At 65.0% G+C, this 14,822-nt stretch carries 12 protein-coding genes; 4 read left to right on the top strand and 8 right to left on the bottom strand.

From position 1 onward, the window contains the following. Window positions 1–5: 5 nt before the first annotated feature. From IEV82_RS07725 to IEV82_RS07715, 3 genes are read right to left on the bottom strand one after another with little or no spacing between them, the layout of a single operon-like run. Window positions 6–1,793 carry a feruloyl-CoA synthase gene (locus tag IEV82_RS07725; RefSeq protein ID WP_188481448.1) on the bottom strand — a complete coding sequence of 596 codons (1,788 nt, stop codon included), beginning with the start codon at window positions 1,791–1,793 and terminating at the stop codon, window positions 6–8. Window positions 1,794–1,815: 22 nt separating this feature from the next. Further along, window positions 1,816–2,583: an SDR family NAD(P)-dependent oxidoreductase gene (locus tag IEV82_RS07720; RefSeq protein WP_188481447.1), complete on the bottom strand. Its 768-nt coding sequence runs from the start codon at window positions 2,581–2,583 to the stop codon at window positions 1,816–1,818. A gap of 2 nt (window positions 2,584–2,585) precedes the next feature. After that, on the bottom strand, window positions 2,586–3,062 hold the full coding sequence (locus IEV82_RS07715) for a MarR family winged helix-turn-helix transcriptional regulator (protein WP_188481446.1): 477 nt from the start codon (window positions 3,060–3,062) through the stop codon (window positions 2,586–2,588). 78 nt (window positions 3,063–3,140) lie between these two features. On the opposite strand from IEV82_RS07715, the gene IEV82_RS07710 reads away from it, so the two are divergent. Beyond that, window positions 3,141–3,605, top strand: coding sequence for a DUF3237 domain-containing protein (locus IEV82_RS07710; RefSeq protein WP_188481445.1), 465 nt, complete (start codon window positions 3,141–3,143; stop codon window positions 3,603–3,605). A 6-nt stretch (window positions 3,606–3,611) separates the two neighbouring features. Here IEV82_RS07710 and IEV82_RS07705 read toward each other — a convergent pair whose 3' ends face one another. Together IEV82_RS07705 and IEV82_RS07700 are read right to left on the bottom strand one after the other, a co-directional pair. Beyond that, window positions 3,612–4,541 (bottom strand): aminotransferase class IV, encoded by a 930-nt coding sequence (locus IEV82_RS07705; RefSeq protein ID WP_188481444.1) that lies wholly within the window; start codon window positions 4,539–4,541, stop codon window positions 3,612–3,614. Then, window positions 4,538–5,680: an iron-containing alcohol dehydrogenase gene (locus IEV82_RS07700; protein ID WP_188481443.1), complete on the bottom strand. Its 1,143-nt coding sequence runs from the start codon at window positions 5,678–5,680 to the stop codon at window positions 4,538–4,540. The genes IEV82_RS07705 and IEV82_RS07700 overlap by 4 nt, the downstream gene beginning before the upstream one ends. Before the next feature lie 190 nt (window positions 5,681–5,870). On the opposite strand from IEV82_RS07700, the gene aroA reads away from it, so the two are divergent. After that, complete coding sequence (gene aroA, locus IEV82_RS07695; RefSeq protein WP_188481442.1) at window positions 5,871–7,139, top strand: 3-phosphoshikimate 1-carboxyvinyltransferase; 1,269 nt, start codon at window positions 5,871–5,873, stop codon at window positions 7,137–7,139. 6 nt (window positions 7,140–7,145) lie between these two features. Here the strand turns inward: aroA and IEV82_RS07690 are convergent, their stop codons facing one another. Beyond that, on the bottom strand, window positions 7,146–9,545 hold the full coding sequence (locus IEV82_RS07690) for a YbcC family protein (RefSeq protein ID WP_373285189.1): 2,400 nt from the start codon (window positions 9,543–9,545) through the stop codon (window positions 7,146–7,148). A 23-nt stretch (window positions 9,546–9,568) separates the two neighbouring features. Further along, complete coding sequence (locus IEV82_RS07685; protein WP_188481441.1) at window positions 9,569–11,122, bottom strand: proton-conducting transporter transmembrane domain-containing protein; 1,554 nt, start codon at window positions 11,120–11,122, stop codon at window positions 9,569–9,571. Window positions 11,123–11,228: 106 nt separating this feature from the next. Between IEV82_RS07685 and IEV82_RS07680 the strand changes: the two genes are divergently transcribed. Continuing rightward, window positions 11,229–12,104 carry a LysR family transcriptional regulator gene (locus IEV82_RS07680; protein WP_188481440.1) on the top strand — a complete coding sequence of 292 codons (876 nt, stop codon included), beginning with the start codon at window positions 11,229–11,231 and terminating at the stop codon, window positions 12,102–12,104. On the opposite strand, the gene ade is transcribed toward IEV82_RS07680, so the two are convergent. Next, complete coding sequence (ade, locus tag IEV82_RS07675) at window positions 12,101–13,804, bottom strand: adenine deaminase (RefSeq protein ID WP_188481439.1); 1,704 nt, start codon at window positions 13,802–13,804, stop codon at window positions 12,101–12,103. The two genes, IEV82_RS07680 and ade, sit on opposite strands and share 4 nt — an antisense overlap. 471 nt (window positions 13,805–14,275) lie before the next feature. Between ade and IEV82_RS07670 the strand changes: the two genes are divergently transcribed. After that, window positions 14,276–14,822: AMP-binding protein (locus tag IEV82_RS07670; protein WP_188481438.1), on the top strand; the 547-nt coding region annotated here is incomplete at its 3' end.

Here is a 14,822-nt window from a genome sequence, read left to right as displayed (position 1 = left end):
GGCGCTCAGACCGCGATCACTCCGGGACCACCTTCATGCAAGAGGCGCACGGCTTCTGCATTGTTGGCGCGCATCGCCCGCTGGTTCAGCGACCCCTTCTCGGTGATCTCGCCACGATCAAAACTGGGCGGCTCGGTCAGCACGAGGATGCGCCGGACACGGCTCGCCGACCCCGTTGCCGCCTTGGCCGCAAGCGTCAGCTTTTCGGTCAGGACCGCGTTCAGATCCTCGGGCGTCAGTCCGGCTGCCCGATCCGACAGGATCACCAGCGCGCCCAACTGGGCTTCGTTCTCGCCAGTAATCACAGCGTCGCGGATCACCCCGTCCATCGCATCGACCAGCGCCGCGCGGACCGATCCGACGGCAACCCATGTCCCGGTGTTCAGTTTGAAGTTCTCGGCCACGCGCCCGTCAAAGAAGAACCCCCGCGCAAGATCGTCTGGATCGGCAGGGCGCAGCGCGTCGCCCATGCAGTAATAGCCATCCTCGTCGAAGGCCTGCCGGGTCTTCTCAGGATCACCGTAGTACCCCGGCGTTATGGTCGGCCCCTTCAGACGCAACTCCAACTTGCCGCCATTGGGCACCAGCTTCATCGACAACCCTTTGGCCGGCACACCCACGTTGCCCGACTTTTCCTGAACTTCGGTGCAGGACAGCGCAAAGGGCGCGGTCTCGGTTGCGCCAAGCGATGTGGACAGCAGCACCTCGCGCCCTGTCGTCTTGCGCCCGATGGCGCGCAAACGGTCCCACGTGTGTTGCGCCATGCCTGCCCCGGCATAGAACATCATCTTGAGATCCTTGAAGAAAACCTGGGCCAGTTCCGCGTCCTGCTCAAGCTTTTCCACCAGCATGTCCCAGCCGATCGGCACGTTGAAATACCAGGTACACGAGATGTCGCGCAGGTTGCGCAGTGTCTCGTCGAACTTGCCCGGCGCGGGTTTGCCATCGTCGATGTAATAGGTGCCGCCATTGGTCAGCACGAGATAGGACACCTTGTTGCCCGCCGCCGTGTGGTTCCACGGCGCCCAGTCCAGCACCACGGGCGGCGTTCTGGCGACGAAGCGGTAGCAATCGCGCACCATCGCCTCCATCGCGCAGATCATGCCGTTGGTGTTGATCACCGCCTTGGGCGACCCGGTCGATCCGGAGGTGAACAGGTATTTCACCACCGTGTCCTCGTCCACGTCCAGCCGCGCGGTGTCTGCCACCAGAGGATCGCCTTGCAGCAGATCCTCAAAGGCAATGGACCCCGCCACTGGATCGCGCAGAGTCAGCACGTGCCGCTCCTCGGCGGCGATGGCATCGAAAGCCGCTGCAAAAGGCGTTCCGCGATCCGCGAACACCGCGCCGGGGTTCAGGTTCGCCGCGATGTCGCGCAGCTTGCCGTGGTCTTGCGAGACAAGCGAATAGGCCGGGGACACCGGCGCATAGGGAATGCCGACATAGAAACAGGCAGCGCCCAGCAGCGCATGTTCCAGACTGTTCTCGGAGAGGATCAACAGTGGCCGATCCGGCCCCAGACCCAGCGCCAGAAGCGCGCCGCCGATGCACCGCGCCTGATCGCGGGCCGCGCCATAGGTGACCCTGACCCACTCCCCGTCCGCTCCACGCCGCGCGATCCAAGGCTGGTCCGGCGTCTGGTCGGCCCATTTGTCGAGATAATCGGCAAGCGTCGGCAGATAACCGGTCAGATCGCCTTTCTGCCGCATGAGGATGGTGCCGTCGGCACGGGTCTCGATGTCGAATTCCGGTTGCCAGAAATCGGCCTCGGTCAAATCTGTGGTGATGTTCATGGTCCCCTCCCCCTGGAAACCGTCAGCGCGGAGCCATGCGGATCGCGCCGTCAAGTCGGATCACTTCGCCGTTCAGCATCGCGTTCTGCGTGACATGCGACACCAGTGCTGCATATTCCGCCGGATCGCCCAGCCGCGACGGAAACGGCACCTGTGCGCCCAGCGACGCCTGTACCTCGTCTGGCAATTCGTGCAGCAACGGAGTCAGGAACAGGCCCGGTGCCACGGTGCAGACCCGCACGCCCTTGTCGGCCAGATCGCGCGCCATCGGCAGGGTCATCGCCACGATGCCGCCTTTCGACGCCGCATAGGCCAATTGCCCCACCTGCCCGTCAAAGGCCGCGACAGAGGCGGTGTTGACGATCACGCCGCGCGCGCCATCCCTATCCACAGGGTCCGCCGCCACCATCAGCGCCGCCACCTGGCTGGCGCAGTTGAAGCTGCCCATGAGGTTCACGCGGATCGTGCGCTCGAACAGTGCCGGATCATGCGCCTGCCCCCGCGACACGGTCTTGGCCGCACCGCCTATCCCTGCGCAGTTCACCAGCACGCGCGGTGTTCCATGCGCGGCAACCGCCACCTCGAGCCCGGCAGCAACCGAGGCCGGGTCGCCCACATCGACATGCGCAAACGTCCCGCCGATAGCGGCAGCATGTGACGCCCCCAGATCGGCATTCATGTCGAACAGCGTGACCTTCAGCCCGTCATCCGCCAGACGCCGCGCCGTGGCAGCCCCCAGACCGGATGCGCCACCCGTGACAATCGCTCCGCATCCGGCCCAGGTCTGCATGATCAGCCCTCGTGCGCGCGTATCTTGGCCAGCAACCCGATCAGGGTCGCCTTTTCGTCGCCGCTCAGGTCTGCAAATAGCGCGTCCTCATGCGCCCGCACCGCAGCGCGCGCCTCGGCATAGGCCTTGGCACCCTTGTCGGTCGGCACCAGCGCCTGCACACGGCGATCACCCGGCACATGGGTCCGCTTGAGCAGCCCCCGCCTTTCCAATTCGTCGACAATCGCCACCAGCCCCGAGCGTTCGATGCCCAACATCCGGGCCAGCCCGCTTTGCGTCACGTTGGGGTATTGCACGACCAGCGACAATGCGGAAAACACCCGCGGCGCGAACCCGTCTTCACCCAGCGCCCGCCGGAAATCAGCCTGAACGATCACATATGCGCGTTTGAGATTGTAGCCGATGAACTCTTCGAGATCCGGTGTTTCCACAAGGGTCTCATCATCGGTCTGCCGTTCTGTGTTGCGCAGCGATGCCATGCGTCATCTCCTGTTGTCCATGAGAGCGTTATCCCATATTGTTATTCTAGTAAACAGTTTATCCCTGAAAGGATCGTCATGAGACTCCCCCGGCCAGACCTCGACCATGTCTGCACCCTGACCGTGACGCTCGACCCGATCCGCGAGATGGGGTCGGGGCGCGCAGGCGCACGGCGCATCATACCCATTGTCGGCGGCACCGTCACCGGCCCCCGCCTGAGCGGTCGCATCCTGAATGTCGGGGCCGACTGGCAGACGATCTTTGCCGACGGGCTGGCCGAACTCGACACCCGCTATGCCATGGAAACCGACGATGGCGCGACCATCGAGATCGTCAACTACGGCTACCGGCATGGCCCGAAAGAGGTGCTGGAGGCCGTCGCACGCGGCGAAACGGTTGATCCCGCGTCCTATTACATGCGCACCCATGCGCGGCTGGAAACCGGCGATGGGCGCTATGACTGGGTCAACCGGACGCTGTTCGTGGGTGTCGGCGCGCGCAATCAAGCCAGCGTTCAGGTCGATCTCTACGCCATCGGCTAGGGCCACCTAACCGGCCTGTCGCACCGCGATGTCCCTGGCAATCGCCTGTTTGTAAAGCGCGCGGATGTGCTGGGTCAGCAGCCTGTCGCCCGTCCCGATCGCCTTGCCGTCGATCGACGCCACCGGTGTCTGCGCCCCGAACGTGCCGGTCAGGAACGCCTCATCCGCGGAATAGGCCTCGTAAAGCGAATAGTTCTTTTCGAACACCGGAATCCCGTTGTCCCGACACAGCTCGATCACCTTGGCCCGCGTCACCCCGTTCATGCAGTAATCCCCGGTCGAGGTCCAAACCTCGCCCTTGCGGATGATGAAGAAGTTGCAGGCATTTGTGGTGTTCACAAACCCGTGCGGATCGAGCATCAGCGCTTCGTCCGCCCCCGCCGCCTCGGCCTGAAGACAGGCGATCACACAGTTCAGCTTGGAATGGCTGTTGAACTTGGCGTCCTGGCTGTGCGGCAAGCCGCGCACCTGCGGCACCGAGGCAAGGCGGATGCCCTGCGCCTGCAGCGCCTCGGCGGGTTTGGAATGCTCCATGATGATCACCAGAGTCGGCCCCGAGCGCGACAGGCTCGGATGCTGGAACGGCTTCACCTTGGTGCCGCGCGTCAGCATCAGGCGGCAATGCACATCGCTGGTCATGCCATTCGCCTCGGCCGTCAGGCGCAGCGCGTCGGCGATCCCGGCGCGGTCCATGCCCACATCAAGTCCCACCGCGTAGCAGCTGTCGAAAAACCGGTCCATGTGATCGTCGAAAAACGCCCAATGCCCATCATGAAGCCGCATCCCCTCCCACATGCCATCGCCCAGCAGGAAGCCTGAATCGTAGACCGACACCTTGGCCTCGTCGCGCGGGTACAGTTCCCCGTTGATGTAGATGAGGATATCGCGGTTGCGCGCGTCTTCCTCGGCATCATGGGTGGTGGTGTGCTCGGTCATCGCGCCTGCTCCATCAGGTCCAAAAGTTGCGCCTCGCTCAGCGCCACGGGATTCGCCTTCATCGAAGATGAATTCACCGCGTCCTGCGCCGCCTTGGCCCGCGCCGCATCGCTGATCCCCTGAGCATCCAGCCCCGGCAGACCCGCCGCGCGCGACCAGCCGTGCAGCGTGTCGAATGCCATTTCAGGCCCACCGCCCAGCGCAAGCGCGATCCAGCGCTGCACCTCTGCAATCCGCGCCGCCAGCACGGGATCATCGCTGGCCCCTGCATTGGCCCGCAAACCGTGCGGCAAGAGCGCGCCGCAAATGGCCCCATGCGCCGCGTTCGACAACCCGCCCAGCGGCCCGGCCAAACCGTGCACGACACCCAAACCCGCATTGGCCAGCGCCAGCCCGCCACACAGGCTGACCCAGGCCAGCGCATCCCGCGCGTCCGGGTCTTCACCGTCCATGATCTGCCGGATCGCCACCAATCCCTTGGGGATCGCCTCGCGGCAGAGCGCATCGGTCAGCAGGTTTGCCCGCGACGACAGGTAGGGTTCGATCACCTGCGTGACCGCATCCAGCCCGGATGCCAGCGTCACCCCGCGCGGGCAATTGTCGGTCAAGGCCGGGTCCACAATCGCCAGCACCGGCAACATGCGCGGATCGCGCAGGCTCACCTTGCGCTGCGCGTCGGGCACCGCGATCACCGCGTTGCGCGTCACTTCCGCGCCGGTTCCGGCGGTCGTCGGCAGGGCCGCAAAGGGCAGCGGGTCCGCGTCCAGTGGCAGCCCTTTGCCCACCACCTCAAGGTGATCCAGCATCGGGCGCGTCGCTGGGGCAAGCGCGGCAATCGCCTTGCCCGCATCGAGCACAGCACCGCCGCCAATCGCGATCACAGCCGCCACCTGCGCCTCGCGCGCCAAAGCGACACCCGCCTCGATCAGCGCAACATCCGGTTCCTTGGCGACGGAAAACACGGTCACCACCACACCCTCCGACTCGAGCGCGTCCTTCAACCACTCCGCCCGCGCCGGGGTCGCGCCGGTCACCAGCAAGACGCGCGCGCCCAACGCGGCCAGCGCAGGAACCGCCTGCACCGCTGCACCGCGTCCAAATCGGATCATGTCGACTGTGGCAAAGGCAAAAAGGGTCATGGACGCTCCTGTGATCCGGGATTGCCCGAAGATGTGCCCGTCTTTGCCGCTCATGTCGAGGGTTGCGCCTGCACAGCAGTCACCGGCAGCGTGGAACTGTCCGACACTCCAGCACGCAGGTGGACTTTCGGATTGCGACGCGCGGCAAATCGCTTAAACCCGCTTCTGTCAGCCCGACCGGAGACCTGCCATGTCCTTGCCCGTTGCCCGCATCACCCCTGTGACCCAGCCGCTTGTGGGCCGCGTCACCCTGCCCGGCTCCAAATCCGTGACCAACCGCGCGCTTCTTGTGGCCGGTATGGCGCGCGGCACAAGCCGCCTGACGGGCATCCTGCGCAGCGACGACACGCATTACATGATGACGGCCCTGCGCGCGATGGGGGTCGGGATCACCGAACTCGACGAAACCACGGTCGAGGTCACGGGCACCGGCACTCTGCACGCAGCAGAGGAACCGCTGTTCCTCGGAAATGCGGGCACCGCGACCCGCTTTCTGACGGCCGCCGTGGCCCTGGTCGATGGCACCACCATCGTCTCCGGCGATGAGCACATGCAAAAGCGCCCCATCGCACCGCTGCTCGACACGCTGCAGGCGATGGGCGTCGATGCCAGTTCCGACACCGGCTGCCCGCCCGTCACGGTCAGGGGCACCGGCACCTTCCAAAGCGGCGAGATCGAGGTCAGCGGCAAGCTGTCCAGCCAGTATATCTCGGCCATCATGATGCTGGCGGCGATGGGCGACGGCGAGACCCGCATCACCATCACCGGCGGCCAGATCGGCGCGGTGGGCTACCTGCACATCACCGCCGCCGTCATGCGCGCCTTTGGTGCGACGGTGGAGTTTCCCTCCGACAGTGAAATCATCGTCGCGCCCGGCGGCTACACCGCGACCGATTACCATGTCGAACCCGATGCCAGCGCCGCCACCTACCTTTGGGCTGCGGAAAAGCTGACAGGCGGGCGCATCGACATCGGTGTGGCCCCCGAAGACATGAACCAGCCCGACGCCAAGGCCTATGACATCATTGCAGCCTTCCCGCAGATGCCTGCGGAGATCGACGGATCACAGATGCAGGACGCCATACCGACACTCGCCGTGCTGGCCGCGTTCAACCACACACCCGTGCGCTTTACCGGGATCGAGAACCTGCGCGTCAAGGAATGCGACCGGATTGACGCGGTACACAAAGGCCTCACCGCGATCCACGAGGGTCTCGCAACGGTCGAAGGTGATGACCTGATCGTCAACGGTTCCCTCGCACTGGCCGGACAGGCGCGCAACAGCATCAGCCTGATCGACAGCCACGCCGACCACCGCATCGCCATGAGCTTTGCCCTTGCCGCGCTGCACCTGCCCGGTGTCACCATCGAAGACCCGGACTGCGTGTCCAAGACCTTCCCCGACTACTGGGAGGTGCTGCGCGGGCTGGGTGTCGAGGTGAACATCACCCAGCCCTAATCTGCATCACTCGGCAGCGATGCTTGCCGCAGCCTTGTCCCCCTGCACCGACACCCACTGGCCCTTGCCGGTATAGCGCCAGCCCAGCCGGCCCTGATCGTCCATCGCAAAGAGCCGCAGCCAGCCATTGTCGAACAGCGCCGCAACGCCCTCATGCCTCTTGAGGATATCGGTGATGGCCTCGCGCGGTGCCTCGATCGCCACCGACAGCCGCAACGGATCATGCATGAACCGCTCGCCATCATGCACCGATTGCCACGGCAAGCCGCCGCGCAGCACGCCGCCATTGCCCTCGACCACACCGATCCCGCCGGTCACATTGTGCAGCAGCTTGTTGCCCGCGCCGAACGCATCCGGTGCCACGGACGATCCGTAATATTGCAGGCTGATCCAGCTTGCCACCACGACAGGCGCAGTCAGGATCAGTTCGAGCACGCCGAACCCCTTGTCCTGCCGCCAGTCATAGCTGTGCAGGAAGGACCGCCCGTCAAGGTTCCGCCCCGCCGTCCGTGACCGGGGTGCCGCGATAAAGGCCGCACAGCCCGCAAGACCCCATTCGGGCCGGGTTTCCGACCAATCCTTTGCCCGCTCCATGACCGCCGCCGCATCCGTCGCGCGCGGCAGCCGCGCGGACCGCTCTGTCCGCGTGATGTTGGCCGCACTCTTCAGCGCCTGCTTCAACCCGGCGATCACCGCCGACTGCGCATGCCCGGCAGGCAGATCGTCCTCGTAAAGCCGCACCTCATCCGTCACCGTGTCATGCAGACCGGCAAGGAATACCGTATCGGCAGGCACCTCGATGCCTTTGGCCACCAGTCCGGCGCGCACCTCGGGCTCGTTCAGCAGGATCGCCACAAGCCGTGCGTTCACGTCGCCCGCATGGCCCCCGCAGGCCCCGCATTGCAGAGCGCTGGCATGGGGGTTGTTGACCACCCCGGCCCCGTGCCCCGCAAGCAGGATCACCTTGCCAAAGCCCGATGTCATCGACATGGCCGACAGGATCGCCGCCGCCATGCCGATCCGGTCCTCCAGCGTGACGCTGTCCGACAGCGCAGGTGCCGGACCCGCGCCAAGGCTCGGGTGTTTCTGCGCCAGCGAATCCCGCACCAGCTTGCCGAGGTACAATGGCCCCGTCGCCTCCACGAAGGCAAAGCTCGAAACCGCCGCCAGCCGGAACCGGCCCCAGGCCCGGGTCACCCGTTTCGCCACGCGGGTCAGCATGTCGCTGTCCCGCGGATCGGTCGCCGCCGAGGTCGCACCGGTGTTGATCAGCACCGGACCGCGCGTTTCCAGAACGTCCGAGGCAAAGCCGCGGTGCGAGGCTGCGATTCCGAAGAAGCCCGCAAAGCCGATGGTCTCGATCCGGTCGCCCGACGCCTCCAGCGCACGCCGGAACACTTCGGAGCGCACGTCGATGCAGAACGCTGCCTGCACGTTGGGCGCCTCAATCGTGGCCGAGCCCGGCAGGGCCAAAGTCTCGTCCAGCGCCCGTGCTGCCCCGTGATCCGCCGCCGCCTGAAGCGCCGCGTCGATCAGATCGTCCTGCGACGGCTCGATGGGTTGCGCATGGGCCGCAAGCACCTGTTTCCACCGATCCCCGATCTTGTCCCTGTAACGCGCCAGAAGTGCTGCCTCGAAGACCAGCTTGGCGGTCAAAAGATCGGTGATGTCGTTGTTGCCCTCACCCTTGAGGTTGGCGCGGAACGCCTCGCCAGAGGCAAGCTGCGCCCAGCCACCGAGCCGCATCAGCAGCGTGTGGAAATAGCTCTCGCAGGCCGCCGACGTAATCCCCATCTCCTCGGCGCATTTGGTCAGGGCCCCCCGCGCCGACATCGACATCGATGCAACGCGGCCGGCAAACCCGGCCAGGCCGAAAATCTCGGGCGTGAGATCGCGCTGCGCGAAGGACCGCCACGACAGCCACGCCCGCGTCTTGGGCGCAGGCCAGAGCGCTTGTCCGGTGTCGTAATGCCCACCCGCCCAATGGCCGATGCGTTCGGCCACGAAGTCGGGCCAGTTGATGTCAGACACTTCCTCGGCCAGATCGGCCAGTGTCGGCAGGGTTTCCGGCACGCGCCCGGGCTTGTCCATTGCAGCGATCAATTCCTCGACCGAAATGCCAAGCTCCGGCACCTCGGCCAGACCGGCCTCCAGATCGGCCCGTGTCAGGCCATTTGCGGCGAACTTCGCCTTGAAATGCGCCCGCTCGGGCACCGTCCGCACACCGGCCACCCGCGCCAGACGGGCGGCGGCCATCTGCAAGGGCTCGCCGGCCTGCCCTACGTAGGGGTTCACCGCAACCGTCGCCTCGAGCGACCAGAGCGGCGGGATATGGGCGGCGGCATTGCGCGCGCCTGCCATGATCTCAAGGGCCGGACCCGAGAACCGTTCAACCATTGTCAGCATGTCTTGATCTCCTGTCCTGTCCATCACCGGTCCCGCGCGGCCCAGCCGCCGGTCAGCCGGTCAAACACCGCGTTGAGGTAAAAGCCGTTCGAAAGATGCACCCGCAGGCCCTGCGCCGCCGGATGGCTGGCCCAGTTCGGGAAGGTCGCCTGCGCCCAGGCCACGGTACCGAAGCTGATGATCGTCAGCACCATCAGCGCCCATTGCAACGGTCCGGGCGCCGGGGTTGCGGGCAGCGCGCCCGTGGTCAGCCAGATCGCGATGGATTGCAGCGCAAAATAGCTGAGCGTGGTCGCCACCGAATAGGCCGCCATGCGCCGCGTCAGCACCTCTGGTGCGTGATCCGCCAGACCCTGTGCCAGCAGGTAGGCCACGCCCATCACCAGCACAGCCCCCAGTGCGATGGCCTGCGCCGACTTGCCGTCGATACCCAGAAGCAGGCCCAGCGTACCGTAGATCGCCAGTGCGATCGCGAACGCCTTGAGCACTGCCTTGCTGTTGGGTATCGCCACCGGACCGGGCCGCCGGATCGACGCCACCTGTTGCACCGCACCACCCGAGGCCAGGAAGGCATGCGCCTTGTAAAGCGAATGCGCCACGATGTGCAGCAGCGCCAGCGGGAAGAGCGCCAGACCACATTGCAGGATCATGAAGCCCATCTGCGCCACGGTGGACCACGCAAGCGAGGTCTTGACCGACGGTTGCGTCAGCATCACGAGGCCGCCGAAGATCGCCGAGAAGCCGCCGACCATGACCAGCACCGACAGCACACCGGGTGCCAGCAGCATCACGTCCGCGAACCGGATGAGCAGGAAGCCCCCCGCGTTCACCACGCCCGCGTGCAGCAGCGCCGAAACCGGCGTCGGGGCTTCCATCACTTCGGTCAGCCAGCCATGGGTCGGCACCTGCGCCGATTTGAACAGCGCCGAGATCGCCAGAAGACCCGCCGCGAGGATCGCCGCTCCACCACCTTCGCCTGCCCGGGCCGCCTCGATGATGGTGGCGATATCCGCCGTGCCATAAGCCGCTGCCAGCGCGAAGGCACCAAGGATCAGGCCGGTGTCGGACGCCGCCGAGCACAGGGCCTTTTTCCGCGCCGCCCGCTGCGCCGCCGCCCGCTCGGGGTAGGTCAGGAGCAGACGGTTCACGCAGAGCCCGACCGCGCCCCAGCCGACGATCAGCTGGATCAGGTTGCCTGCCGTGACCAGCAACAGAACCGACGCAAGCCCAAGGCTGAGCCAGCCCAGAAACTGCGTCTGGGTCTTTTCACCGTCCGTGTAGGTCGCCGCGAACCGCATGACGACCCAGCCGACAAAGCTCACCAGCATCAGCATCGTGACGCTCACCGCGTCGATCCGCGCCGAGAAGCCCATGTTCGCCGCACCCAGCAGCGCGCTTGTCGCCGACCCGTCCCGGATCAGCAGACCCAGCGCCGCCAGCGACACGACCATCGCGGCCAAGCCTGCATATTCGCCAAGGCGCAACAGTGCCGATCCGCGCGGCAGGTCGCGGTTCATGTAGAAGATGCCGACAAGGGCGAAAAAGGCCGGGGCCAGAAGGGGCAAGGCAGGGGTCATGATACGGTCTCCTTTTGAGGTCGTGATCCTGCCGGGGGAGGTATCGCGGCGCTTTGATGAATAAAAATACATTGTTCATGAATTATCGTTCACTTAAACAGAACGAATGTCGGATCTGAACTATCACCACCTGCGCTACTTCTGGGCCGTCGCCCATGACGGCAACCTGACCCGGACAGCCGAACGGCTGAACCTGTCGCAATCGGCCTTGTCGTCACAAATCAAGCAGTTGGAGGAACGGATCGGCCAGACCCTGTTCGAACGGCGGGGTCGCGCACTGCACCTGACCGAGGCGGGACGCATCGCACTGGATCACGCCGACACGATCTTTGCCGCTGGCGAAGAACTGCTCGACACGCTGCGCGAAACCGCCCGCCCGGCCCGTGCACTGCGGGTCGGCGCGCTGTCGACCCTGTCGCGCAACTTCCAGATCACGTTCCTCGAGCCTGTCCTTGGCCGCGCGGATGTCGAAGTGATCCTGCGCTCCGGGAGTGCTGCTGAACTCTACGCCGCCCTCGACGCGCTCAACCTTGACGTGGTTCTGACCAACACGCCCCCCGCCCGGGACGCGATCAGCCCGTATCTCACGCAAAAGCTGGCGGATCAGACCGTGGGCCTGTTCGGCACGCCCGACCGGGTGCAGGGCAACCGCCCGTTCGAAGACCTGGTGGCCGATCACCCCCTGATCCTGCCCACCCGCGACACCCAGATCCGAAACGCCTTCGACACTCTGCTGTCCCGCGTGCGCGCCAAGCCCACGATCGCGGCGGAGGTGGATGACATGGCGATGATCCGCCTTCTGGCCATGCGCGGCACCGGGCTTGCCGTCGTGCCGCCCATTGTCGTGCAGGATGAACTCGCGCGCGGCGATCTGGTGCAGGCGGCGATGCTGGACCTGCATGAAATCTTCTACGCGGTCACGTTGGACCGGCGTTATCCGAACCCGCTTCTTGCAGAACTGTTCGCAAAAGCCGTGCGCTAGGCGATGATCTCGAACTTCGTGACATCAACCATGCCCCGGTCGGTGATCTTGAGCGCCGGAATGACCGGCAGCGCAAGGAACGCGAGTTGCAGGAACGGCTCGTTCAGCGTGACGCCCAGACCCTTCGCGGCGCGGCGCAGGTCGACCAACCGGTCATGCACCTCTTCAAAGGGCTCAAGGCTCATCAATCCTGCCAAGGGCAGCGCCAGTTCGGCCAGCACCTCGCCCCCGGCGGCCACGACGAACCCGCCCTCGATCTCGGTCAGCCGGTTTGCCGCCAGCGCCATATCGGCGTAATCCACCCCCACGCAGGCAATGTTGTGGTGGTCGTGGCACACGGTCGAGGCGATGGCCCCACGCTGCAGGCCAAAGCCGCGCACGAACCCCGTGGCGATGTTCCCGTTGCGCCCATGCCGTTCGACCACCGCGATGCGGATCAGATCGCGCGCGGGATCGGGATGCTTGTCGCCATCCTCGACCGCGATCACCTCATGCAGATGTTCGGTGATGATCTTGCCCTCGACAATGCCGATCACGTCGGTCTCGCCCCGGTTCGCCTTGGCGCGGAAATCCTCAGGCTCAAGATGCGGCGCATGGACGGAGCCGCGACCGACCGGGGCGATCGTTGACCGTTTGGTAAAATTCTCGGCCGTCGCCTCGACACCGGCACAGAACACGGTCTGCACGTCACAATCCTCCAAAGACCCGACCGCCACGATATCCGCGCGCTTGCCAGGTGCGATCAGGCCCCGGTCCTTGAGCCCGAACGCCTCGGCCCCAGACAGGGATGCCGCGCGATAGGCGGCCAGCGGGGGCGTCCCGAGCGCGATCAGCGTGCGGATCATGTGGTCCAGATGCCCCTCCTCGGCGATGTCCAAGGGGTTCCGATCGTCGGTGCACAGGCACATGTAGGGCGCGGTGCGTTCGCTCAACAGCGGTTGCAGCGCCTGCAAATCCTTTGACACCGATCCTTCGCGGATCAGCACGCGCATGCCCTTTTGCAGCTTCTCGCGCGCCTCTTCCGCTGTCGTCGCCTCGTGTTCCGTCGAAATCCCGGCAGCGATATAGGCGTTGAGGTCCATGCCGCGCAGCTGCGGACAATGGCCGTCGATATGGCCGCCCTCGAACAGGTGAAGTTTTTCCATCACCCGAGGATCGCGGTGGATCACACCGGGATAATTCATGAATTCCGCCAGGCCAATGCCCGAGGGATGGCCGCGCAGCGGGGCCAGATCGGCCGCCAGAAGTTCGGCCCCGGCGGTCTCCATATGGGTCGAGGGCACGCAGGACGACAGTTGCACACGGATGTCCATCAGCGTGTGCGCGCTCGCCTCCTGAAAATACCGGATGCCGTCCGCACCGATCACGTTGGCGATCTCGTGCGGGTCGCAGATCGCGGTGGTGACGCCGTGCGGGGCCACGCAGCGGTCAAACTCGAACGGCGTCACCAGCGAGCTTTCGATGTGCAGATGCGTGTCGATGAACCCGGGCACGAGGATCAGGCCGGCCATGTCGCGGATCTCGGCCGCCTCATACTGCCCGCAGGTGCCCGCGATCATGCCGTCGACAATCGCGATGTCTCCCTCGAGAAGATCGCCGGTCACCAAATCGAGCGTCCTCGCGCCGCGCAGGACCAGATCAGCGGGGGTTTCGCCGCGTCCGACGGCGATCCGGCGTTCCAACGGGGTAAGGTCTGGCATGATGATCAAGGCTCCTTCACGTGTTTCACCCAGTCTACGCCAAGTGCTGCGCCACGACAAAGCCCGGCATGGCGTCACCGCCGACTCAGCGCCCGGAATGTGAGCGGATTTCGGCATGTGGCAAAAATTCGGGCAGAGGAAAATGGCATGCAGCGGCATACCGGTTCAATATGTCACACCCGGAACGCGTCGCACCGCCCTGCTACCGCGTGTCACGGTTACCGCAAACGGTCAAAAATCCGGTGTTGCCAAGTTGCCTTGGTTATTAGGGTGTTACGTCGCGTCGGGTAAATTTATTTACGTATTTTCCTTACGATTTGAAAAATATTTACACCTAACTTACTGATATTTATTTGCTTATTTATTTGTTTTCAGCTTACCGTATGATCCCCTCAAGCCGCGATAACGCATCCGTGATCGCAGGCCGGAACGTCCGAGGGGGATCGGACGACGCGAGGGGAGACTTATTGCATGAACGATCAAACCATCACCAATGGCACCACCGAGGCCCATCCGCCATCCGCCGAGATGATCGCCAACGCCCATATCGACGCGGCGCGGTACGAGGAGATGTATGCGCGGTCTGTGTCCGATCCGGAGGGGTTCTGGGCGGAGGCGGCGCAGCGTCTGGACTGGATGACCGCACCGACGCAGATCAAGGACGTGGATTTCACCCTTGGCCGGGTCAAGATCAACTGGTACGCCGATGGCACGCTGAACGTCGCCGCCAACTGTGTCGACCGGCATCTGGCGACGCGCGGCGACCAGACCGCGATCATCTTCGAGCCGGACGATCCCGATGAGCCGGCCAAGCACATCACCTACCGCGACCTGCACCGCAGCGTCTGCCGGATGGCCAACATCCTGGAAACGCTGGGCGTGCGGCGCGGCGACCGCGTGGTGATCTACATGCCGATGATCCCCGAGGCCGCCTATGCCATGCTGGCCTGCGCGCGCATCGGGGCCATCCACTCCATCGTCTTCGCGGGCTTTTCCCCCGACGCGCTGTCGGCCCGCA

Origin of the sequence: Marivita lacus (assembly GCF_014637725.1) — a bacterium.
Taxonomy (GTDB): Bacteria; Pseudomonadota; Alphaproteobacteria; order Rhodobacterales; family Rhodobacteraceae; genus Marivita; species Marivita lacus.
The sequence above is the reverse complement of the archived record's forward strand: the minus strand, read 5'-3'. Positions and strand labels throughout refer to the sequence as shown.